Below are 20,984 nucleotides of genomic sequence, written 5' to 3' on the forward strand. Positions count from 1 at the left end.
TGTTTAGTTACTACTTCCGACCTTCTCTCGGTCGAGGAGATCTGGATCAACGAGCCGAGCCGGGTCTTCATCGCCCGCGACGGTCGGCACGAGCTGACCACGACGGTGCTGACCGAGGAGGAGGTCAGCGACCTGGTCGAGCGGATGCTGAAGACGACCGGGCGGCGGATCGACGTGTCGCAGCCGTTCACGGACGCGCGCCTGCCGGACGGCAGCCGGGTGCACATCGTGCTCGGCGGCATCACCCAGAAACATGCGGCGATCAACATCCGGAAGTTCACCGTGCGCGCGACGCGGCTGGCCGATCTGGTCGCGCTCGGATCGCTGACACCGCACGCGGCCGCCGTCCTGGACGCCGCCGTCGCGGTCGGGTTGAACATCCTCGTCTCCGGCGGGACGCAGGCGGGTAAGACCACGATGCTGAACGCCCTGGCCGGGTCGATCCCGGGCAGCGAGCGGGTGATCAGCTGCGAAGAGGTCTTCGAGATCAAGCTGCCGATCCCTGACTGGGTGTCGATGCAGACCCGGCAGGCCGGTCTCGAAGGCACCGGCGAGGTCCGGTTGCGCGACCTGGTCAAGGAGTCGCTGCGAATGCGGCCGTCGCGGGTGATCGTCGGCGAGGTCAGAGGCGAGGAGTGCCTGGATCTCCTGCTGGCGTTGAACAGCGGCCTCCCCGGCATGTGCACGATCCACGCCAACTCTGCCCGCGAGGCGCTGACCAAGATGTGCACGCTGCCGCTGCTTGCGGGGGAGAACATCGGCTCGCGCTTCGTGCTGCCGACCGTGGCCGGGTGCGTTGATCTCGTCATCCATCTGGGCATCGGGGCCGACGGGCAGCGGCGGGTGCGGGAGATCGTCGCGGTCAGCGGGCGGATCGAGGAGCAGGCGATCGAGACCGAGACCGTCTTCGGCACGTACGACGGACTGCTGCGACGGGCCGAGGGTCACCTGCCGCATCCGGAGCGGTTCCAGCAAGCCGGGTACTCGGTGGCAGGTCTGCTCACCGAGTTGCCACGAGGGGTGGGCTGATGGGGCTGCTGCTGGGGCTGTTCTTCGGGATCGGCGTACTGCTGATCATCTGGACGTTCGTGGCGCCTGCGGACGAAGGGGCTGCCGGTGAGGGGCGGGTGGTCACGCGCAGCCGCGAGCTGCTGGCCAGTGCGGGCGTCGAGGGAGTGACGCCGGGTGCGTTCATCGGGGTCTGCGTGATCACGGGTGTGGTCGGGTTCGTGCTGATGTTCGTGGTGTCCGGTGCCTGGCCGGTCGGTGTGGTGTTCGGGCTGATGGCCGGTGGGATGCCGGTTGCCCTGTTGCGGAGCCGGTCGCGGAAGCGGCTCGCCGAGTTCCGTGAGTTGTGGCCGGATGTGGTGGACAACATCGCTTCGGCGGTCCGTGCCGGGTTGTCGTTGTCGGAGGCGTTGGCTCAGGTGGGTGAGCGCGGGCCGTTGCCGCTGCGCGAACCGTTCCGGCGGTTCGGGGCGGACTATGCGTCGACCGGGCGGTTCGCTGATTCGCTCGACCGGTTGAAGGGGCGGCTCGCTGATCCGGTCGGCGATCGGGTGGTCGAGGCGCTGCGGATCGCGCGCGAGGTCGGTGGTGGAGATCTCGGCCGGTTGCTGCGCTCGCTGTCGACGTTCCTGCGCGACGATGCCCGGACCAGATCCGAGCTCGAGTCCCGCCAGTCCTGGTCCGTGAACGGCGCGCGCGTCGCCGTCGCCGCGCCCTGGCTGGTCCTCGCCCTGCTGTCGTTCCAGGGCGACGTCATCCAGCGCTACAACTCCCCGATGGGCGCCCTCATCATCGCCATCGGCGCCACCGTCTGCGTCATCGCCTACCGCCTGATGCTCCGCATAGGCCGCCTCCCCGAACCAGAACGGGTCCTGCGATGAGTCCTGTGGTGGTGGGTGGGCTGCTTGGCGGGTTGTTCGGGGCTAGTTTGTTGTTGGTGGTGCGGCGGTTGCCGTTTTTGCGGAAGCCGACGGTCGAGGACCGGGTCGCGCCGTACCTGCGGGATCTCGGCGGCGGGGACGTGTTTCTCGGCGTGGTCGATTCCAGTTCGCCGTTCTACGCGATCCTGCGGCTGTTCGGCCCGTCGCTGCGAGCTGGCGCGACCCGGCTGGAGCGGTTGCTCGGCGGGGCCGGTTCGGTCCGTCGGCGGTTGTCGCGGGCCGGGATCGAGCGAACGGTCGAAGAGTTCCGGATCGAGCAGTTGCTGTGGGGGACGGTCTGCTTCGGGTTCGCTCTGGTCGTCTCGATCGTCGCGTTGTCCTTCGGCGCCGGGAACCCGGTCGGCATGCTGCTGTTCTGCGGCCTGCTCGGCGTGCTCGGAGTGCTTGCCCGCGACACCTATCTGACCACGCAGGTCCGGAGTCGTGAGCGGCGACTGCTCGCCGAGCTGCCGACCGTGGCGGAGTTGCTGGCGCTTTCGGTCGCGGCGGGTGAGGGCCCGGCTGCCGCGCTCGATCGGGTGGCTCGGTCGTGCCGGGGAGAGCTCGCCGAGGAGCTGAAGCGGGTGCTGGGTGAGACCCGCGCGGGTGAGACGCTCGTGCGCGCGCTCGACGGGCTGGCGGACCGGACCGGTCTGCTGGCGTTGTCGCGGTTCGCGGACGGGCTCGCGGTCGCACTCGAACGCGGTACCCCGCTGGCCGACGTACTGCGGGCTCAAGCGGGTGACATTCGTGAGGCCGGGCGGCGCGAGTTGATCGAATCCGGCGCGCGCCGGGAAGTCGCCATGATGATCCCGGTGGTGTTCCTCGTGCTGCCGGTGACCATCGCTTTCGCCTTCTATCCAGGCGCTGTCGGAATCCGGCTGATCGCCGGATGAACTGAGGAGAGGTCATGCCGTTACTGCTGACGAAACTGTTCGTGGCGCTGGTCCTGGCGCCACGCCCCGCACGAAAGGAGCGCGGCGACGTCCCGGGCTGGGTCCTCATCACCGTGATGACCGCCGGCCTGGTGGTCGCGATCTGGGGTATCGCAGGAAAGCAACTCGGCCAGATGCTGCAGGACGCTCTGGACTCCGTCTCCAACAAGTGATGCACCGTGCTGCACGAGACGAGCGCGGATCCGCCGTGGTGGACTTCGTCCTGGTGTCGATGCTTGTCGTGCCGTTGTTCCTGGGGATCATGCAGGTCGGCCTGTACCTGTACGTGCGGAACACGGTGACCGCCGCGGCGTCGGAGGGCGCGCACTACGCAGCGGTGCTGAATCGAGAGCCGGCGGATGGTGAGGCGCGGACGCGGGAATTGGTCGACGGAGTGGTGAACGACCAGCTGGTCGACGCGGTGGAGGCCGAAGAAACCGAGGTTGCCGGACAGCCGGGTGTGCGCGTCACGGTCAAGGCGCACATGCCGCCGCTCGGCCTGTGGGGACCAGGCATCGAGTTCAGCGTCGAAGGGCACGCCGTCAAGGAGACGGGCGAATGACTGTCGGGCGCCTCTGGGTCTTCCGGTCACGCGTACGGCGGGGTGAGCGGGGGAGCGCGGTGGTGGAGTTCTCCTGGTTGGCGTTGTTGTTGATGGTTCCGTTGATCTACGTGATGTTGGCGGTGTTCGACGTACAGCGGGCGTCGTACGGCGCGACGGCGGCGACTCGGGCGGCGGGGCGGGCGTTCATCATCGTGCCGTCCGGACTGTCGGAGGACGAGGCGCGGGCGCGAGCGTTCGAGGCCGCGCGGCTGGCGATGAAGGACCAGGGGATGGAGCTGACCTCCGATCAGCTGTCCATCAGTTGCGATCCCGCCTGCCTGGAGCCCGGTTCGACCGTCACGGTCACGCTGAACACCGAAGTACCCCTGCCTCTCATCCCTGACGCCCTCGGTGGTGAGCCGCCGGCGGTCCACATCAGCGCGTCCCACACTGAGCCGTACGGCGACTACCGCGAAGCCAAAGGCACCGGATGAACAGGCGCGCGGACGAGCAGGGCCAGATGACTGTCCTGATCATCGGGTTCATGGCGGTCGTGTTGCTGATGATCGTCGTGGTGACGGACATCTCGAAGGTCTTCCTGGTACGGCGGGATCTGGATGCGACCGCTGATGGGGCCGTACTGGCGGCGGCGAACGGACTGGCGGCGATCTACGCGCAACCTGCGGCCGACGGGAACGCGGAGCTCGACCCGGACGAGGCGCGTCGACTGACCGCGGAGTACCTGGACCAAGTTGCCGCCAGCAACAGGTTCGACGGCCTGGACTGGTCGGCCGACGTCACCGGTACGACGGTCACCGTACGCCTGACCTCGACCGTCGACCTGCCCTTCGAACCGCCCGGTTGGCAAGGCTCTGCCGACATTGCCTCCGAGGCCGCCGCCGTAGTCCCCATCCGCTAGCCCGGTCAGGCGAAGGCTGCGGGGTTGTCCTTCAGCCAGGTGGTGAACGGGCGGGCAGGGTGCGCGGTGAGCAGTTCGACCGTGGGTTCGACGGGGTGGGGGCTGCCCACGCGGGAGGCCCAGTAGGACATCAGGTGGTCCAGTTGCGCTGGGTTGCGCATGGTGGAGGCCATCTCGGTGCGGGCCTGGTCGGGGGTGAGGTCGACCGCGTCGATCGGGGTGCCGGTGATCTCGGTGATGAGCTGGATCTGGTGGCGGCGTGTCATCGACTCGGGTCCGGTGAGGCCGTAGGCGCGGCCGTCGTGACCGTTGCCGGGGCCGTCGAGGAAGACGCGGATCGCGACGTCGGCGATGTCCTGCTCGTGGATCGGCGCCTCCTCGGCGTCCAGGTACGGCAGACGGACCTGACCGGTCGCGCGGATCTGGTACGCCCAGAACCTCACGTTGCTCATGAAGGTGCCCGGCTGCAAGACGGTCGTGGCGTACGCACCGCCGCCGATGATGCGCTCGGCCTCGGCGTGCGGGTCGCCGGGATGGTCTGCCTGTGATGCCAGGGACGAGAGCAGCACGACCTGTTTCACTCCGGCGGCCTCGGCCGCTGCGACGAACGCGGGCGCTGAGGCCGGGTCGGCGTACAGGAAGACCTGGCTGACATCGCGCAGCGCCGGACCGGGATCGGCCGCGTCGTACCCGACAACTTCGCCGCGTACGGCGGAGGGATCGCGGGTGGCGATGCGGAGCGGGTGGCCGGCGGTGGTGAGGGCGGTGATGACGGCGCGGGCGATCGCGCCGCGGGCGCCGGTGACGAGGATCGTCATTGGGCTAGCTCCAAAAATGTAGTGACTACAAGATTGGATGAAGTAAAGCAGCTGCTCTACGCTCTGTCGAATGGAAGGCCGGCGGGAGCGGAAGAAGCAGCAGACGCGGCAGGCGATCTCGGACGTGGCGACCGCGCTGTTCCTGGCGCGCGGGTTCGACGCGGTGACGGTCGCGGAGGTGGCGCGCGCGGCGGATGTCGCCGTACAGACGGTGTTCAACCACTTCCCGACCAAGGAGGACCTGTTCCTCGACGAGCAAGGCTGGTGGCGGGGTCCGGCGCGGGCGATCCGGGAGGCGGATGACGGCGCGGATCCGGTGGACCTGCTGGAGGCGTACTACCTGGCCGAGATCCGGGATCGGTTGGAGGCCGGGCATCTGGCCACCTGGAAGCAGTTCGTCCGCACGATCGAGGACAGTCCGGCGCTGCTGGCCCGTCGCCGGCTGAACGCCGCGGAGATGGAGACGCTGCTGACCGAGGCGCTCGAGGAACGGAATCCCGACCACCTGACCAGCAGGTTGATCGCGGCGCTGTACGCGGCTGCCCAGAAGGTGCTGGAAGAAGAACTCATGCGGCTGTTACCCGATGACGCGTCCGCAGGTGAGCAGAAGCGGGCGCAGCGTGAGTTGGAGCAATCAGTCGCGCGGGTGTTCGGCGTACTGCGTGACGGATATTTAACGGCAACCACCCTCTAGCGGGTACGCTGCTTGGTTGTGGCTGGACTGGATTTTGACGCCGAGCTCAAGCAGCTCGACGCGACGCTGACCTCGATCGAGAAGGTGCTCGATCTCGACGCCCTGCGCAAAGAGATCGCAGACCTCGGCGAGCAGGTCGCCGCGCCCGACCTGTGGGACGACCAGGCGAACGCGCAGAAGGTGACGTCGCGGCTGTCCAGCCTGCAGGCCGATGTGGAGCGGGTGACCGCGTTGCGTAGCCGGATCGACGACCTCGGCGTCCTGATCGAGCTCGCCCGCGAGGAGAGCGACGCGGACACCCTGGCCGAGTCGGAGAAAGAGATCGCCTCGCTGGCCAAGTCGATCCAGTCGCTCGAGGTCCGCACGCTGTTGTCCGGTGAGTACGACGAGCGTGAGGCGCTGGTCACGATCCGTTCCGGCGCCGGCGGTGTCGACGCCGCCGACTTCGCCGAGATGCTGCAGCGGATGTACCTGCGCTGGGCCGAGCGGCACGGGTACGGCACCGAGGTGTACGACACGTCGTACGCCGAAGAGGCCGGGCTCAAGTCGACCACGTTCGGGGTCAAGGCGCCGTACGCGTATGGCACGTTGAGTGTGGAGTCGGGCACGCACCGGCTGGTCCGGATCTCGCCGTTCGACAACCAGGGCCGCCGGCAGACCTCGTTCGCCGCGGTCGAGGTGGTCCCGGTGCTGGAGCAGACCGACGAGATCGACGTCCCCGAGGAAGAGTTGCGGATCGACGTGTACCGCTCGTCCGGTCCGGGTGGACAGAGCGTCAACACGACCGACTCCGCGGTCCGGATCACGCACATCCCGACCGGCACGGTGGTCTCCTGCCAGAACGAGAAGTCGCAGCTGCAGAACAAGGCCAGCGCGATGGTGATCCTGAAGGCGAAGCTGCTCGCGCTGAAGAAGGCCGAGGAACGGGCCCAGATCGACGCGTTGCGCGGTGACGTGCAGGGTTCGTGGGGCGACCAGATGCGGTCCTACGTGCTGCACCCGTACCAGATGGTGAAGGACCTGCGCACGCAGTACGAGTCGGGTAACACCTCCGGCGTCTTCGACGGTGAGATCGATGACTTCATCGAGGCCGGCATCCGCTGGCGCCGCACCGGCCAAACGGTTGCTGAACAGAACTGATCTCCGCGCAGACTGCAGCAGTTGCTTCGGCCTCTGTTGTGTGGCGCTGACGTTCAGTAAGTCGGCCGACTTCGCGATCGACAAGCCGGCCGGCGAGCCGTGCCCGAACCTCGACGACACCTTCCGCTGCACGATCCACAGCAAACTGCGGCCGAAGGGCTTCCAGGGATGCACGGTGTACGACTGCTTCGGCGCGGGGCAGGAGATCTCGCGACGGGCCGGCAAGAGCTGGCGTGAACAGCCGGGGCAGCAGATGTTCGCGGCCCTGCCGATCCTGCGTCAGCTGCACGAGCTGTTGTGGTATTTGACGGAAGCCCTTGAATACAAGGCTTTCGAAGCAGAGGTGCGTACGGCGATCGCCCGGGTCGAGGACGTCAGTCGTACGGCGGACCTCACGACCGTCGACGTGGTCGCGGAACGGGCCGCGGTCAACGAGTTGCTGCTGCAGACCAGCCAGCTCGTTCGGGGCAAGCAGAGCAAGAAGAAGGAACGCCGCGGTGCCGATCTGATCGGAGCCCGACTCCGCGGCGCGGACCTGCGCAAGGCCAACCTCCGCGGCGCCTACCTGATCGGCGCGGACCTCCGCGACGCCGACCTCCGCCAAGCGGACCTCATCGGCGCCGACCTCCGCAACGCCGACGTCCGCGGCGCAGACCTGACCGGCGCCCTCTTCCTCACCCAGTCACAGCTCAACGCCACCCGCGGCGACCACGCGACCAAGCTCCCGCAGACCCTCACCCGCCCGTCTCACTGGCACTAATCCCTTACGTCCGAAGAACCGAGGGCTATAGGCCACGGTTCTTCGGACGCAACGGTTGTCTAGGGGCGTGAGCGCAGTTGGTGGGTGACTGGGGTCATCAGGAGGGAGACGGCGGTGATGGCGAGTGCTACTGCTGCTAGTGCGCCGCCCTGGCCCCAGGAGGTGCCTGCCAGGGCGAGGTACGCCGTACCGACGGTGGCTGCGCCCAGTGCGAGGCAGGTCTGCTGGCTGGTGAGCAGGATGCCGCTGCCCAGTCCAGCTTGAGCTGGTGGGACCTGGCTGACCACTACACCCATGAGCGGCACCATGACCAGGCCGCTGCCGAAGCCTGCGATCAGCATTGGTACGGCGAGCTTCCAGGGGTTCACGTCCGGCCACAGGGTGAGGGCGACGACGGCGAGTACGGCGTACCCGACTGCTTGGACGAGCCAGCCGCGCAGGATGAGGCCGGCGCCGTACCGCTGTTGCAGCCGCGGCCCATAGATAGAGGTGATGAGGAACCCGACCGCCATCGGCAGCAGGCTCAGACCGCCTTCCAGTGGGGACATGTGGGCCTCGCCCTGTGTGGCGAGTGCGAACACGAACATGAAGCCGCCGAAGGTGGTGAAGAACGCTACTGCGAGCAGTAGGCCGATCCGCATTGCACGGAGCCGCAGCACCGTCGGCGGGATCAGTGGCGCCTGTCCGGATCGCTCTGCCCGGCTCTGGTGCAAGCCGAGCACTGTGACCGCCGGGATCGTTGCGGCGAGGCAGAGCCACGTCCAGAGCGGCCAGCCGAGTGGTCGGCCCTCTGTGAGGGGCAGGAGGAGCAGTACGAGCGTCAGTGCGAGCAGTGCCGCGCCGACGAGGTCCACGCGGTGCGCCCGGTCGGCCTTGGTCTCCGGAAGCAGCCGGATCGCGGCAGCCACAGCCAGAACGCCGACTGGGACGTTGACGAGGAACACCGCCCGCCAGCCGAGCCCGAAGACATCGGCCTCGACCAACACGCCGCCAAGGATCTGGCCGAGCGCTGCCGCGGCTCCACCGGCCACACCGAACATGGCCATCGCCCGAGCGCGGTGTTCGCCGGTGAGCAGGCTGGTGATGGAGGCCAGCACCTGTGGAGTCATGGCGGCCGCCGCCGCACCCTGTACGACGCGAGCGGCCAGCAGGACGCCGATCGTCGGGGCGATGGCGCAGATGAGGGACATGACGGTGAAGCCGGTCAGCCCGATCAGGAACAGGCGTTTGCGGCCGAAGCCGTCGCCGAGCCGGCCGCCGACCACCAGCAGGGTGGCGTTGGCGATGCCGTAGCTGCCGACGACGAGCTGGAGCTCGCCGGAGGTGGCGCGCAGGTCCGAGCCGATCGCGGGCAGGGCGACGTTGATGATGAAGAACGACAGCATCGGCAGGAAGGCGCCGAAGAGGAGGGTCGTGAGTGCCACCGGCCCCAGCGGCGACGCGGTGGCGCGCGGCCGGGCGGCGACCTGAGTGGCGTGGAGCTCTGTCATGCCGACCATCCTGCGCTGGTTCGGAGCCTGGTAGTGAGAGTCTGCTTATCCTGGTATTCACAGCACCTGGAACCAGCCTCCAGCCCGGTCCACCATAGAACGGTGAGCACCATGAGCACTCTCCCACCCATCACCGACAAATCCGCGAAGCATGCGGGTGGAGTCGACAAGGGGGTGCAGAGGCGGGAGCTTGGCGTGTTCCTGCGAAGCCGGCGGGAGCGGATCCGGCCGGAGGAGGTGGGGTTTGCGCCGGGTGGCCGGCGGCGGACGCCGGGGCTGCGGCGGGAGGAGGTCGCCCTGCTCGCCGGTGTGGGTGTCACCTGGTACACGTGGCTCGAGCAGGGCCGGGACATCAACGTGTCGTCGCAGGTGCTCGAGGCGGTATCGAACACGCTGCGGCTCGACCGCCAGGAGCGCAACCACCTGTACACGCTGGCCGGTGTCCAGCTCGGCCCGGCGCGAGGTGAGTGCGCCGCCCTGCCCGAGTCGGTCCAGAAGATGCTCGACGCCGTCTCGCCGTACCCGGCGGTGGTGTTGAACGCGCGGTACGACATCCTCGCGTTCAACGAGGCCTATTGCGAGGTCGTGCTGGACATGCGGGAGGTCCCGGTCGAGGAGCGGAACCTGCTCTGGCTGACGTTCGTGTCGAAGGAGTGGCGGTGCAGTTTCGCCGACTCGCAGTCAATGAAGGTGCACATGGTCGCCGGGTACCGGTCCGCGCTCGCGGATCATCTGGGTGAGCCGGACTGGCAGGACCTGACCCAACGGCTGCTGACCGGCTCACCGCTGTTCGCCGAGCTGTGGGAGCGGTACGAGGTGGCTTCGCCGAGCACTCGGATCAAGGTGCTGGAGCACCCGAAGGCCGGCCTGCTGCGGATCGAGCCGGCCATCTTCTGGCTGTCTCAGCTCGGCCAGACGCGTGCCAACGTCTACACGGCCGCCGACGAGGACACGGAGGCCAAGCTCCGTGCCCTCGTCGGGTCCAACAGCTGAGGGCGGTCAGCTGAAGCCTCGCCGAGAGAGCCCGATCAGGTGACCGGGATTCCCGGGTTGGTGAGTCCGCGTCCGCCGGTGACGGTGTTGCTGCGGTCGATGGTGACCTTGCAGCTGGACGCGTTGTAGTTGGTGATGTTGAACGCGTACCGGCCGCTGCCGGTCGCGCCGTTGAGGTCGGACCTGTTCCCGCGGAACACCGTCCCGCAGCCCCAGCCGGACTGCTGGGTGTGTGTCTCGAAGCCGTTGTTGGTGGTGTTCTTCCCGGTGTTGTTCTCGATCACATAGTTGTTGCCTTTGACATCGATCCAGCTGTCGTCGTAGTTCGCGCCGGTGAGTCCGCGGCCGTCGAAGGTGTTCCCGGCCACCCGTCCGCCGGTGGTGCCCTCCTTCAGGTCGATCGCCTCACCGCCGACATCGGGTCCGATCGTATTGTCGACAATCTGAACGTAGTCGGATTTGTCCGAGGTGCCGCCCGCGCTGCCGACGTACACCCCTTCGCCCATCCCGCGGCCGTCGTTGCCGGTGTCGTAGATGCGCGAGTTGCGGATCACGCCGTACGTGCTGCTGTTGCGGAAATGCACGCCCTCCATGGTGAGTCCGTGCACGGTGACCCCGTCGATCGTGACCTTGGTGGCGCGATCGATCATGATCCCCTTCTGGCCGCCGGTCACGGTCAGGCCACGTACATTCCAGTACGACGCGCCGTCGAGGTGCAGGCCGTAGCCGCCACCGTTGGCCTTCAGTACGGCGTTGGTAGAGCCGGTCAGCGTGATCGGGGCGGACGAGGTGCCGGCGACCGTGGTCTTGAAGTTGCCGGTGTAGGTGCCGTCGGCAAGCTTGATCGTGTCACCTGGCTTGGCGCTCGTCAGCGCCGACTTCAGCTGAGCCGCCGTACTCACGTTGATGGTGGCTGCCGGGGTCTCGCCGAAACTGTCCGGGGTGCGGATCCGGTCGCGGACCCAGACGCCGGCCGGCTTCAGCACCGACGTACCGGTGAAGCTGTTCCCGGCGCAGACGTTCGACTTGAACACCGCGCCGGAACGGAAGTCGTCGGAGAAGTTCCAGTTGGTCCAGCCGATCTTCTTGCTGGCCAGGAAGTCCAGGTACTTCTGCGACCAGGTGAAGTCGTTGCCGCCGTCACCGGTGTAGGTCTGGGTGCCGAACTCGGTGACGAACAGCGGGATCTTGTCCGCGGCCCGGGACAGGGCGTCGAAGTACTCCTGTTTGTGCGATGCCGCGTAGAAGTGGAACGTGTACATCAGGTTCGTCGCGTTGACCGGATTGTTGACGATGTCGGATTCGCTCCGGCCGTCGGAGACACCGAGCGAGGCCCAGCCGTGGGTGCCGACGAAGATCACGCCGTCGGGGTCCTTGGCCCGGATCACCGGCACCATCTGCTCGGCGTACGACTTGATCCCGGCCCAGCTGACGTTGTTCGGCTCGTTGGCGATGTCGTAGATGATGTTCTTCTTGTCCTTGTGCCGGTCGGCGATCTCGGTGAAGAACGTCTTGGCCCGGGACAGGTTGTCATTCGGGTCGCCGGGGTCGAGTTGGTGCCAGTCGACCAGCGCGTACATGCCGCGCCGGGTCGCCTCCTCGATGTAGTTGTGCACCATGTCGGTGAACTTGCGCGGGTTGGTCTCGTAGCCGCCTTCCTGCACGTACAGCGAGATGCGCAGGATGTCGGCGTTCCAGTCGGTGGCGAGCGCGTCGAGCGAGGCCGTCTTGATGCACTGCGAGTACCACTGGATCCCGTGCGTGCTCATCCCGCGCAGCTGGATCGGCTGGTTGTACTGATTGCAGAGCTTGGTGCCGCAGACGTGCAACTGCCCGTTGATCGAGACCGGGGTGTCGGCAGCGGGCGCGGCGGGGGCGGCGGATGCATCCGGCAGGACCGGGACGGCGGATGCCTGGGTGGGGACGAGGGTGGCTGCGGCCAGCAGAATGCCGGCCGCCAGGGAGCGGATCATGAACTGCCTCCTACTGCGTCGGGGCGGGGACGAAGTTGGGGACTGCCTGTGATGGTTAGGAAGGTTTCCTATTAGTTCATCGGAACTTAGCGACGATGCGGAACGCTGTCAACTGGTCGCACGATGTGATCAAACTCGATCATGCCGTATCCCGGTCGGCCCAGGCTGCCTTGAGGGTCGACAGTGTCACCGCGATGGCCGGTCGGCGTGAGGTCGTCGTACGCCAGGCGGCGTACAGCCGACGGCTCGGAGCGGGCTGCAGTGGTACGACGACCACTTCGTCCGGGACCGGTCCGCGGCCCAGTCGGGGGAGCAGGCCGATGCCGATGCCTCGGGCAAGCATCGCGAGCTGGGTCTGGTACTCGGCGACCGAGTAGGCGACGTCCGGTTCGACTCCGGCCCGGCGCATGGTCCGGATCAGCCACTCGTGGCAGATCGAGCCGGCCGGCTGGCAGATCCAGCGCTCGCCGACCAGGTCCTCGGCGCGGACGAACTCCTTACCCGCAAGGCGATGTGTTGCCGGAACGAGTACGTCGGCCGGATCGGAGCCGAGCTTCATCCGGGACAGTCCGTCGGGCAGGCTGAGCGGGGTGTTGTGCCAGTCGTGCACGACCGCGACATGGATCTCACCACGGTTGACCGCGGCAACGGCTTCGAACGGATCGATCTCGCTGACACGGACGTCGAGAGCCGGATTCTCGTCGAGCAGCCGCGACAACGCCGGGGGCAGCAGCCCTCGCGCAGCGGTCGGAAAGGCCGCGATCGCCAGTGTCCCGATCGCTTGGCCGCGCTGCTCCTCCAGCGTCAACTCCGCGTCCTCGACCAACTCCAGGACCCGGGACGCCGTCGCCGCCAACTGCTGCGCGGCATCGGTCAGCACGATCCCGCGCCCGCGCCGCTCGACCAGGACCGTGCGGGTCTCGCGCTCGAGCTTCGCCAGCTGCTGTGACACCGCCGACGGGGTGTACCCGAGCACCTCGGCGGCGCGGTTGACCGACCCGTACAGCGAGACGGCGTGCAGGGCGCGCAGCCGGCCGAGATCGATCATGTAGCACTCCTACAATGAACGCAGTACAAATCAGTGCTGGTCCTTAAGTATAGGACTGCCCAGACTGGACCGCATGAAGCCTCGTGACCTGTTGCTCGCGCTCGCCGTCGTCGTCGCCTGGGGCGTGAACTTCGTCGTCATCGAGGTCGGCCTGGAGGACTTCCCGCCGCTGCTGTTCTCCGCACTGCGGTTCTTCCTGGCCGCGATCCCGGCGATCTTCATCCTCGGCCGGCCGCGGGTCGCCTGGCGGTACGTGATCGCGGTCGGTCTCGCGCTCGGCGTGGCCAAGTTCGGCCTGTTGTTCATCGCGATGGATCGTGGTGTCCCGGCCGGCCTGTCGTCGCTGGTGCTGCAGTGTCAGGTGATCTTCACGGTCCTGTTCGCGATCGTCGTACTGCGGGAACGGCCGCGGACCACGCAGGTGATCGGCATCCTGATCGCGTGCGCAGGGATGGTGCTGATCATGCTCGACCGCGGCCTGTCCGCACCGCTCGGCGCACTCGCCTTGGTGATCGCTGCCGGCGCGTGCTGGGGCGTCTCCAACACCGTGACCCGGCACGCGAAACCGCAGGACACATTGCGTTTCATGATCTGGGTCAGTGCGGTGGCCGTCGTACCGCTGCTCATTCTCTCGCTCCTCACCGAAGGACTGCAAACCGATGTCAATGCACTGAGGGGCATCGATCTGACCGGGATCGGCGCACTCGGGTACCTTGCGTTCGTCGCGACGCTCTTCGGCTTCGGCGTGTGGGGTTACCTACTCCGCCAGTACGACGCCAGCACCGTGGCACCCTTCTCGCTGCTGGTTCCCGTGGTCGGCATGGGGACGGCCTGGCTCCTGCGCGGCGAGGCGATCGGTGTCCAGCAGGCGATCGCCGCAGTCCTGATCATCGGCGGCATGGCCTGCACAGTGATCCGTCGCCGGACCCCGCGTACGGCGGAGTCCGGCGGCCGGATCCAAGCCGAGCTAGCGGGCCGGTAGCGGCATCGGCGGCATCTGCCAGCCGCGCGCCAAGGAGGATGCGTACGCCGGTGATCCGCCGGCGAAGTACTCGGTGAACTTCATGATCAGCGGGTCCCAGCGCAGCGGATCGATGTAGCGATCGTTGCTCATCAGCAGGTCCTCACGGACCTGCACCCGCTCGACCTTCATCTCCAAAGCGCACAGGTGCGAGTCCGGTCCGCCGATGTCGTGGATTGCCTCGATCCGGCCTTCCAGGTTGATCGGGCTCTCCTGCACCGCGTCCACGTCGACCAGTGAGCCCGGCTGACGGGTCAGGCCCGCGGCGGCGAACTTGTCCGGCTCGTACCGGTAGCCACGGGCGCGCTTGGAGTCGGACATCTCCTGCGACCCGGTCAGCAGGGCGATCCGGTCGAGCGCCGCGACCATGGCGGGGTCGACCAGGTTGAGGATGCAGTCGGGGCGCTCGGCGAGGTTCTTGACCGTCTGGGCGCTGGTGCCCATGCCGAGCATCGCGGTGTACCCGAGCCACCAGGCTGACGACATCGGACCGAGGTTCGTGCTGCCGTCGGGATTGCGGGAGCTGATCAGGACGACCGGCGTACCGAAATAGAGGACCTTGGGTTCAACAGTTCGCTTCACGCTGATGGAACGGCGATGGGCGAGGATGTGTGAGTGGACGCACACCAAGTCAGTCGGCTGACCGCTCGCTGGATCGAGAAGCTCCCCGGCGACGACAGCACGGTCATCTCCGGACTTGGCGTCCGGCCGCTGCTCGCGCTCCTCGCCGCGCTGGCCGACGGCCCGGCGCGCACCGAGCTCGACGAAGCAGCCGGCGGGCCGTACGACGGCCTCCTGCAGACTCCCGAACTCCGGATGGCCCTCGGACTGTGGACCCGGCCGGAGATCCCACTGCAGCCCGGTGTGGATCGGTTCCTGCCGCCGGAGGTGCGTGGTCAGCTGACGGATCAGGCGGCCCTCGACGCCTGGGTGGTCGAGCAGACGAATGGTCTGCTGAAGCGGATGCCGATCAGCCTGAACGACGACGTGCTGCTGGTCCTCGCGTCCGCGTTGGCGTTGCGGACCAAGTGGGCGCTGCCCTTCAACGAGTACCCGCGTGGTGAGCGGCGCTGGCTCAGCCGGGCCGACCACGACCTCGAGAGCGTCCAGGTGTACGACGGTCCGGCCGGTCCGCTGACCGTGGTCACGGTCGTCGGGACAGGGGAGTTCGACGTACGGCTGATCGCCGGTGAGTCCGGTCGTGGGCGTCGCGCCGTACTGGCTGCTGCTCTTGAGTTGAGTGGCGATGGAGTGAGTGGTGTCGAGTTGCTCGCCGGGTCGTCGTCCTCGCGGTGGAAGCGGTTGTTCTCGAGTGAGCGGCCGGCGCCTGCGGTCGAGGTGATCGAGTCGATGTCGCCGACGCCGACGGTGGTGTTGTCGATGCCGTACTTCGAGGTCGACGCGGAACACGATCTGCTCGAGCATCCCGAGGTGTTCGGGCTGACATCGGCGATGGACAACAGCCGTGGGCACTTTCCTGGGCTGAGCCCGATCCCGCTCGCGGTGAATCAGGCCAAGCAGGCGGTGATGGCGAGGTTCTCCGCGACCGGGTTCGAAGCGGCCGCGGTGACCGCGATGGCGATGGCTGCCGGTTCTGCTCCGATGCCGGGTGGTAAGGCGTTGAAGGTGTCACTGGACCAGCCCTTCGGCTTCATCGCCGTACACCGCCCAACCGGCATCCCCGTCGTCGCCGGCTGGGTGAACTACTCGTAGGGGTTGGCTGGTGCGGTGACCGGCTTGACCGTTTCCACAGTCAGGGCGGCGACGTCGCCGTCGGCGCGCTTGGTCGGCTCGGCCCACTGACCGGTGACGGTGACCCACTGGTTCTTCGGCGGGGCGGCCTGGCCGCGGGCCTCGACCATGAACGCGGTGCCGTCGGCGACACAGCAGGTCAGGCCGATGCGGGTCACGTACCAGGTGCCGTTCTTCGCCGGAGTGACGAAACCGGTCAGCTGGAACGCGCGACCCTTCATGCTCTCCTTTTCCCAGACCGCCCAGACGGAGTAGTCCCGGACGGCCAGGGCCACCGGGGCATCACCCTGGGAGTTGTTGGAGAGCCAGGAGTTGCTCTTCGGGTCGGCCGGTTTCGCCGCGACCGGCGACTGCCGTTGCGCCGCGTCCGCGCCGAGGGCAGGCGGGTCGACGACGAGCAACGCGAAGATCGGGACCAGCAGCAACCAGGCCGCGCGGGGCAGACCGTGGTGCCCGTGACCATCATCCGCGTGCTCTTTCTTACGCGTGTCCGCGAGTACGTCGAAGACCGCGAGCGCGATCAGGATCAGCCCGGCCGCCAGCAGCATCCACCGCATCCCGGGCTTCACGTACCGCAGATAGGTGTTCGACGTCGCCAGCTGCACCACCGCAGCCCCGACGAACACGACCACCAGACCAGCAACGTTGCGCCTCACAGCAGCCACCACCCCACGAGAAGACTGGCCAGGATTGCGACCACGAACGTGGCCGGTGCGAAACGGACGGCGAACTTCGGGCCGAACGTGCCGGTCTGCAGCGCGATCAGCTTCACGTCCACGATCGGCCCGACCACCATGAACGCGAGCCGGGCGGTCAGCGAGAACTGCGTCAGGCTGGCCGCCACGAACGCGTCCGCCTCGGAGCAGATCGCCAGTAGTACGGCGAGCAGCCCGAGAATCAGCACCGACAGGAGCAGGTTGCCGGCTACGTGGTCGAGCCAGCTGCGCGGTACGACGACGTTCAGCGTGGCCGCCGCGGCCGCGCCGATGACCAGGAACCCGCCGGCGTGGAGGAAGTCGTGCAGCATCGCCGACCGGAACACCTCGAACTTGCCGGTGCCGTCCGCGTGCCGGTTCTTCGGCATCTTCAGCCAGGAGGCGCCCTTGCCGGTCGCCAGGAACAACCAGCCGATGATCATCGACACCCCGAGCGAGGTCACCGCCCGGGCGATCACCACCTTCGGCTGCCCCGGGAACGCGACCGCGGTCGACGCCAGCACGACCGGGTTGATCGCCGGCGCGGACAACAGGAACGCGAGCGCCGCCGCCGGGGTCACACCGCGGTTCATCAACGCGGCCGACACCGGCACCGAGGCGCACTCGCAGCCGGGCAGTACGACGCCTGACGCGCTGGCGACCGGTACGGCGAGGGCCGGGTGCTTGGGCAGCGCCTTCGCGAAGAAGGACGCCGGGATGAACGCGGTGAGGGCGGCCGACAGCAGCACGCCGAGGACGAGGAACGGCATCGCCTGGACGGTGACACCGACGAACATGGTCGCCCAGGTCCGGATCCCGTCGTCGGTGAACGCACCGGCGAAGATCCTCCGCCCGAACAGGGCCAGCCCGACCAGCAGGATCAGGGTCGCGGTGAACGCGATCGAGGACCCGGCCGACTCCTTGTTTTCGGCGTCAGGCGGCGGAGAGTCGACAGGTGGCGGGGCGGTCGGATTGGCCGTCATGGGCGGCATACTGACACAGCGGAGCGCACCCAAACGAGGACAGAGCGCGCTCGTCAAGGGAAAACCGGCGTGGTTCCGGCAAATACTCGTAGTCCCTGGAACATAACCATTCGCATGGCAGGGTGGACGTATGGATGCCGACGTGGTGCGCGCAGTCAATGACCTCACCGCCCGCTGGGCCCGCAGTCTCCCGGCCGGCAACACCGTCGTGTCCGGCCTCGGCCTGTGGCCGTTGCTCGCGATCCTCGCGACGGCCGCCGACGAACCAGGCCGCGCCGAGCTGGCCGAGGCCGCCGGGATCGAGGCCGCGGAGGGATCTGGACAGGCCCTCGCGCTGATCGAGGCGATCGAGGGGTCAAAGGATCTGCAGGCGGCGCTGGGCGTCTGGGTGCACGAGCAGCTGAAGCTCGCCGAGTCGTTCGACAGCATGATGCCGGCGCCACTGGTCGGCAAGCTCACCGGCAACGCATCCGTCGACAAGCCGAAACTCGACGCCTGGGCCGCCGAGCACACCAACAACCTGATCCGCGAGATGCCGCTCGAGATCACCCCGGATCTCATGCTCGTCCTCGCCTCCGCGTTGTCGCTGCGGTTGACCTGGGTCAGCCCGTTCAAGGAGCTGGTCCGGCGCTTCCACGAGGGTCCGTGGTCCGGCGGCTCCTGGCACTGGCTGGAGCGCGTCGACGGCGAGTTGGACGCCGTACGGCGGTACGACGATCTGACCGTGATCACGGTCGCTGGCGACGCAGATGTCGACGTACTCCTTGGTGTCGGACAGCCGCAGGCGTCGCAGGCCGACGTGCTGGCAGCACTGCTCGAGGTGCAAGGCGACGGGGTGCCGGGGAGTCGACTGATCGACCAGGGGGAGCCTGGGTCCGAGGTCGCGCCGGGCGTGAAGATCGGGCAGACCACGTCGCCGCGGCCGGATCTGAAGGTGTCGTTGCCGTCGTTCAATGTGGAAGTCGAGCACGATCTGCTGGAGTCGCGTGAGCTGTTCGGGTTGAACGCGGTGACCACGGATCCCGGGGCGCAGGGCCACTTCAGCGCGATCAGCCCGGTGCCGCTCGCCGTCGGGCAGGCGAAGCAGAAAGTGCTGGCGCGGTTCTTCGCGACCGGGTTCGAGGCCGCGGCGGTGACTGCCGTGGGACTGATGCGGACCTCGATGCCGACGCACCAGGCCCGTCGGCTCGAGGTGACGCTGGACCGGCCGTTCGGGTTCGTCGCCGTACTGCGGGAGTCGCGGTTGCCGATCGTGGCCGGCTGGATCGCGAAGCCTACTGAGCCGGGAGACTGAACAGTCGGTTGAGCAGCGCGGACGCCTCGTCGACCGCGTCCCGGTCGCCGGTGAGAAGCAGGTCGAACAGCAGGCCGCGGGAGGCGGCCAGCCCGAGCCGGGCGTACGTCGGTGCCTCCGCGGGAGGAATGCCCGCACGGATACTCAGCTCGATCACCGGCGGCAACCACACGTTGATCAGATCCGCCTTGAGTGCCGCGGTGTGCGGCCGGTCCTGCATCGCGTGGGCGCTCAGCTCGAAAAACAGCGGGCCGTAGATCAGCGTCGCCTCGGTGACCCGCCGCCAGAACAGCTCGGCTTGCTCGGCGATCGGCAGGTCGGTGGCCATGACCTCGGCGAGCAGGTCGCGCTGCTGCTGTTCGACCGTCCGGACCACTTCGGCGAGCAGACCCTCGCGGGAGCCGAAGTGGTAGATCAGCATCCGGTGGCTGGTCCCGATCGAGGTCGCGATACTGCGCAGGCTCGCGTCGCCGATCCCGTTCTTCGCGAAGTGCTCGACAGCATCGCCGAGCAGCAAGTCACGACTCACTGACCTGCTTCAGTTTCTCTGTCTCCGTCGCGATGTAGCGCTTGGTGAGACCGGCGTACAGCTTGCCGAACAGCCAGCCGAGGGGACCCTCCTGGATGATCGTGGCGGTCGCGACCGTGCCTTCCGGCGTACTCACCACCCGGTGACCGCCGGTCGTCTTGATACCGGGAGCCTTCGAGACCCACTCGAAGTACTCGCCTTCCTTGAGCTCGGTCACCTCCCAGATCGCGACCGGGAGCTTCGGCTGGCGGATCCGCGTCCGGGCGCCGATGTGGATCCGGCCCTCGTCGAGCCGCTCCACCGATTCGATCGTCGGCGTCCACTCGGGCCACCGCTCGACGTCGCTGAAAACCTGCCAGACCCGCTCGGGCGGGGCCTGGATCGTGCTGGAGTGATCGAAGCGCATGTACCAAATGGTACACGGATCTGACGCACTCACCAACGTCTCTGCCGGGCGTACGCGGCCGATATACGGAGCGTGAAACGGCCACCTTGGTGAGTGGTGGCGGTCCGGGGTGCCGGTAGGGTCTGGGGCCATGGCTGAGCAGAACGTCCCGCAGAACGTCGAGAACGAGCAGGACCCGGGCGCGAACACCCAGATGTTCCGTGCCTTCGTCAACGAGGGCCAGGCCGAGGCGGCCAGCGAACCGAAGCTCAACGGTCGCGTCCTCGCGCTGATCGGTGCCGCCGTGGTGCTGATCGCCGTCGTTGCCGCGATCGTCGTCCTCTGACTTCACTGATTTGACCGCGGTGCACGTCGAGGTCGTCCGGGTCTTCACCGACCCCGATGGCCGCTTCGGCAACCCCCTGGGCATCATCGACGGCGCCGCCGTACCGCCTCCCGATCGGCAGCGCGTGGCCGCCGAGCTCGGCTACAGCGAGACCGTGTACGTCGACGACGCCGCGACCGGCACGATCCGGATCTTCTCCGCCACCGGCGAAATGGCCTTCGCCGGCCACCCCACCGTCGGCATCGCCTGGTGGCTCCACTCCCAAGGCGTCGACACCCCGGTACTGCGTGTCCCCGCCGGCGACATCCCCGTCACCCGCTCAGGCGACCTCGTCTCCGTCCGTGCCGACTCCACCTGGGGCAGTACCTGGGACTGGCGCCAACTCGACACCCCCGACGACGTGCTCGCTGCCGACCCCGCGTCGTACACGAGCGGTCACACCTTCCTCTGGTCCTGGATCGACGAGCCCGCCGGCACGATCCGCGCCCGCGCCTTCGCCCCCGCCATGGGCGTCAAGGAAGACGAAGCCACCGGCTCCGCCGTCACCCAACTGACCGCTCAACTATCCCGAAACCTCCTGATCATCCAAGGCGCCGGCTCCCACCTCCACACCACCTGGCAACCGCCCACCCACGCAGGAGTGGGCGGCCGCGTCCTACCGGCTGAATCGCGCAGCATCACGATCTGACCGCCGGGATTTCCACATCCGTTGACTGCTGTGGGGGAGCGGATGGAGC

At 67.7% G+C, this 20,984-nt stretch carries 25 protein-coding genes; 16 read left to right on the forward strand and 9 right to left on the reverse strand.

Going from position 1 to position 20,984, the window contains the following annotated elements:
* Positions 1-39: 39 nt before the first annotated feature.
* The 7 genes from V9K99_RS30445 to V9K99_RS30475 are packed head-to-tail and all read left to right on the forward strand — an operon-like array spanning position 40 to position 4,326.
* A complete protein-coding gene (locus V9K99_RS30445) occupies positions 40-1,029 on the forward strand; it encodes a CpaF family protein (RefSeq protein WP_337005588.1) in 990 nt (329 codons plus the stop codon).
* On the forward strand, positions 1,029-1,889 hold the full coding sequence (locus V9K99_RS30450; protein ID WP_337005502.1) for a type II secretion system F family protein: 861 nt from the start codon (positions 1,029-1,031) through the stop codon (positions 1,887-1,889). The genes V9K99_RS30445 and V9K99_RS30450 overlap by 1 nt, the downstream gene beginning before the upstream one ends.
* A gap of 59 nt (positions 1,890-1,948) precedes the next feature.
* Positions 1,949-2,824, forward strand: coding sequence for a type II secretion system F family protein (locus tag V9K99_RS30455; protein ID WP_337005590.1), 876 nt, complete (start codon positions 1,949-1,951; stop codon positions 2,822-2,824).
* Positions 2,825-2,838: 14 nt separating this feature from the next.
* The gene (locus V9K99_RS30460) at positions 2,839-3,036 is read left to right on the forward strand and encodes a hypothetical protein (protein ID WP_337005504.1); all 198 of its coding nucleotides are present in this window, start codon (positions 2,839-2,841) and stop codon (positions 3,034-3,036) included.
* 35 nt (positions 3,037-3,071) lie between these two features.
* Positions 3,072-3,425: a TadE family protein gene (locus tag V9K99_RS30465; protein ID WP_337005505.1), complete on the forward strand. Its 354-nt coding sequence runs from the start codon at positions 3,072-3,074 to the stop codon at positions 3,423-3,425.
* A complete protein-coding gene (locus V9K99_RS30470; RefSeq protein WP_337005506.1) occupies positions 3,422-3,901 on the forward strand; it encodes a TadE/TadG family type IV pilus assembly protein in 480 nt (159 codons plus the stop codon). The genes V9K99_RS30465 and V9K99_RS30470 overlap by 4 nt, the downstream gene beginning before the upstream one ends.
* A gap of 26 nt (positions 3,902-3,927) precedes the next feature.
* Positions 3,928-4,326 (forward strand): Tad domain-containing protein, encoded by a 399-nt coding sequence (locus V9K99_RS30475; protein WP_337005507.1) that lies wholly within the window; start codon positions 3,928-3,930, stop codon positions 4,324-4,326.
* A 5-nt stretch (positions 4,327-4,331) separates the two neighbouring features.
* On the opposite strand, the gene V9K99_RS30480 is transcribed toward V9K99_RS30475, so the two are convergent.
* Positions 4,332-5,144, reverse strand: coding sequence for an NAD(P)H-binding protein (locus tag V9K99_RS30480; RefSeq protein ID WP_337005508.1), 813 nt, complete (start codon positions 5,142-5,144; stop codon positions 4,332-4,334).
* 70 nt (positions 5,145-5,214) lie between these two features.
* On the opposite strand from V9K99_RS30480, the gene V9K99_RS30485 reads away from it, so the two are divergent.
* From V9K99_RS30485 to V9K99_RS30495, 3 genes are read left to right on the forward strand one after another with little or no spacing between them, the layout of a single operon-like run.
* The gene (locus tag V9K99_RS30485; protein WP_337005510.1) at positions 5,215-5,838 is read left to right on the forward strand and encodes a TetR/AcrR family transcriptional regulator; all 624 of its coding nucleotides are present in this window, start codon (positions 5,215-5,217) and stop codon (positions 5,836-5,838) included.
* Positions 5,839-5,856: 18 nt separating this feature from the next.
* Positions 5,857-6,978: a peptide chain release factor 2 gene (prfB, locus tag V9K99_RS30490; RefSeq protein WP_337005511.1), complete on the forward strand. Its 1,122-nt coding sequence runs from the start codon at positions 5,857-5,859 to the stop codon at positions 6,976-6,978.
* A 40-nt stretch (positions 6,979-7,018) separates the two neighbouring features.
* On the forward strand, positions 7,019-7,738 hold the full coding sequence (locus V9K99_RS30495) for a pentapeptide repeat-containing protein (RefSeq protein WP_337005513.1): 720 nt from the start codon (positions 7,019-7,021) through the stop codon (positions 7,736-7,738).
* A gap of 59 nt (positions 7,739-7,797) precedes the next feature.
* Here V9K99_RS30495 and V9K99_RS30500 read toward each other — a convergent pair whose 3' ends face one another.
* Positions 7,798-9,228: an MFS transporter gene (locus V9K99_RS30500; RefSeq protein WP_337005515.1), complete on the reverse strand. Its 1,431-nt coding sequence runs from the start codon at positions 9,226-9,228 to the stop codon at positions 7,798-7,800.
* A 111-nt stretch (positions 9,229-9,339) separates the two neighbouring features.
* On the opposite strand from V9K99_RS30500, the gene V9K99_RS30505 reads away from it, so the two are divergent.
* Positions 9,340-10,221, forward strand: coding sequence for a helix-turn-helix transcriptional regulator (locus V9K99_RS30505; protein ID WP_337005592.1), 882 nt, complete (start codon positions 9,340-9,342; stop codon positions 10,219-10,221).
* A 35-nt stretch (positions 10,222-10,256) separates the two neighbouring features.
* Here V9K99_RS30505 and V9K99_RS30510 read toward each other — a convergent pair whose 3' ends face one another.
* Together V9K99_RS30510 and V9K99_RS30515 are read right to left on the reverse strand one after the other, a co-directional pair.
* Complete coding sequence (locus V9K99_RS30510; RefSeq protein WP_337005517.1) at positions 10,257-12,194, reverse strand: cellulase family glycosylhydrolase; 1,938 nt, start codon at positions 12,192-12,194, stop codon at positions 10,257-10,259.
* A 139-nt stretch (positions 12,195-12,333) separates the two neighbouring features.
* Positions 12,334-13,242, reverse strand: coding sequence for a LysR family transcriptional regulator (locus V9K99_RS30515; protein ID WP_337005519.1), 909 nt, complete (start codon positions 13,240-13,242; stop codon positions 12,334-12,336).
* 73 nt (positions 13,243-13,315) lie between these two features.
* On the opposite strand from V9K99_RS30515, the gene V9K99_RS30520 reads away from it, so the two are divergent.
* Complete coding sequence (locus V9K99_RS30520) at positions 13,316-14,224, forward strand: EamA family transporter (RefSeq protein WP_337005522.1); 909 nt, start codon at positions 13,316-13,318, stop codon at positions 14,222-14,224.
* On the opposite strand, the gene V9K99_RS30525 is transcribed toward V9K99_RS30520, so the two are convergent.
* Positions 14,210-14,845 carry a flavin reductase family protein gene (locus tag V9K99_RS30525; protein ID WP_337005524.1) on the reverse strand — a complete coding sequence of 212 codons (636 nt, stop codon included), beginning with the start codon at positions 14,843-14,845 and terminating at the stop codon, positions 14,210-14,212. The genes V9K99_RS30520 and V9K99_RS30525 overlap by 15 nt on opposite strands.
* A 33-nt stretch (positions 14,846-14,878) precedes the next feature.
* Between V9K99_RS30525 and V9K99_RS30530 the strand changes: the two genes are divergently transcribed.
* A complete protein-coding gene (locus V9K99_RS30530; RefSeq protein ID WP_337005526.1) occupies positions 14,879-15,976 on the forward strand; it encodes a serpin family protein in 1,098 nt (365 codons plus the stop codon).
* On the opposite strand, the gene V9K99_RS30535 is transcribed toward V9K99_RS30530, so the two are convergent.
* Entirely contained in the window at positions 15,967-16,671 is a 705-nt protein-coding gene (locus tag V9K99_RS30535) for a TIGR03943 family putative permease subunit (protein WP_337005529.1), read from the reverse strand. The two genes, V9K99_RS30530 and V9K99_RS30535, sit on opposite strands and share 10 nt — an antisense overlap.
* Entirely contained in the window at positions 16,668-17,693 is a 1,026-nt protein-coding gene (locus V9K99_RS30540; RefSeq protein ID WP_337005530.1) for a permease, read from the reverse strand. The genes V9K99_RS30535 and V9K99_RS30540 overlap by 4 nt, the downstream gene beginning before the upstream one ends.
* A 130-nt stretch (positions 17,694-17,823) precedes the next feature.
* Here V9K99_RS30540 and V9K99_RS30545 point away from each other — a divergent pair, with 130 nt between their 5' ends.
* Positions 17,824-18,987, forward strand: coding sequence for a serpin family protein (locus V9K99_RS30545; RefSeq protein WP_337005532.1), 1,164 nt, complete (start codon positions 17,824-17,826; stop codon positions 18,985-18,987).
* Here the strand turns inward: V9K99_RS30545 and V9K99_RS30550 are convergent.
* Both V9K99_RS30550 and V9K99_RS30555 read right to left on the reverse strand, forming a co-directional pair.
* Entirely contained in the window at positions 18,968-19,516 is a 549-nt protein-coding gene (locus tag V9K99_RS30550; RefSeq protein WP_337005534.1) for a TetR/AcrR family transcriptional regulator, read from the reverse strand. The genes V9K99_RS30545 and V9K99_RS30550 overlap by 20 nt on opposite strands.
* Positions 19,506-19,922 (reverse strand): SRPBCC family protein, encoded by a 417-nt coding sequence (locus V9K99_RS30555; protein ID WP_337005536.1) that lies wholly within the window; start codon positions 19,920-19,922, stop codon positions 19,506-19,508. The genes V9K99_RS30550 and V9K99_RS30555 overlap by 11 nt, the downstream gene beginning before the upstream one ends.
* 130 nt (positions 19,923-20,052) lie before the next feature.
* Here V9K99_RS30555 and V9K99_RS30560 point away from each other — a divergent pair, with 130 nt between their 5' ends.
* A complete protein-coding gene (locus tag V9K99_RS30560) occupies positions 20,053-20,247 on the forward strand; it encodes a hypothetical protein (RefSeq protein WP_337005538.1) in 195 nt (64 codons plus the stop codon).
* 19 nt (positions 20,248-20,266) lie between these two features.
* Positions 20,267-20,935 carry a PhzF family phenazine biosynthesis protein gene (locus V9K99_RS30565; protein ID WP_337005594.1) on the forward strand — a complete coding sequence of 223 codons (669 nt, stop codon included), beginning with the start codon at positions 20,267-20,269 and terminating at the stop codon, positions 20,933-20,935.
* Positions 20,936-20,984: the final 49 nt, after the last annotated feature.

It is taken from the genome of Kribbella sp. CCNWLW201 (assembly GCF_037203805.1).
GTDB lineage: Bacteria > Actinomycetota > Actinomycetes > Propionibacteriales > Kribbellaceae > Kribbella.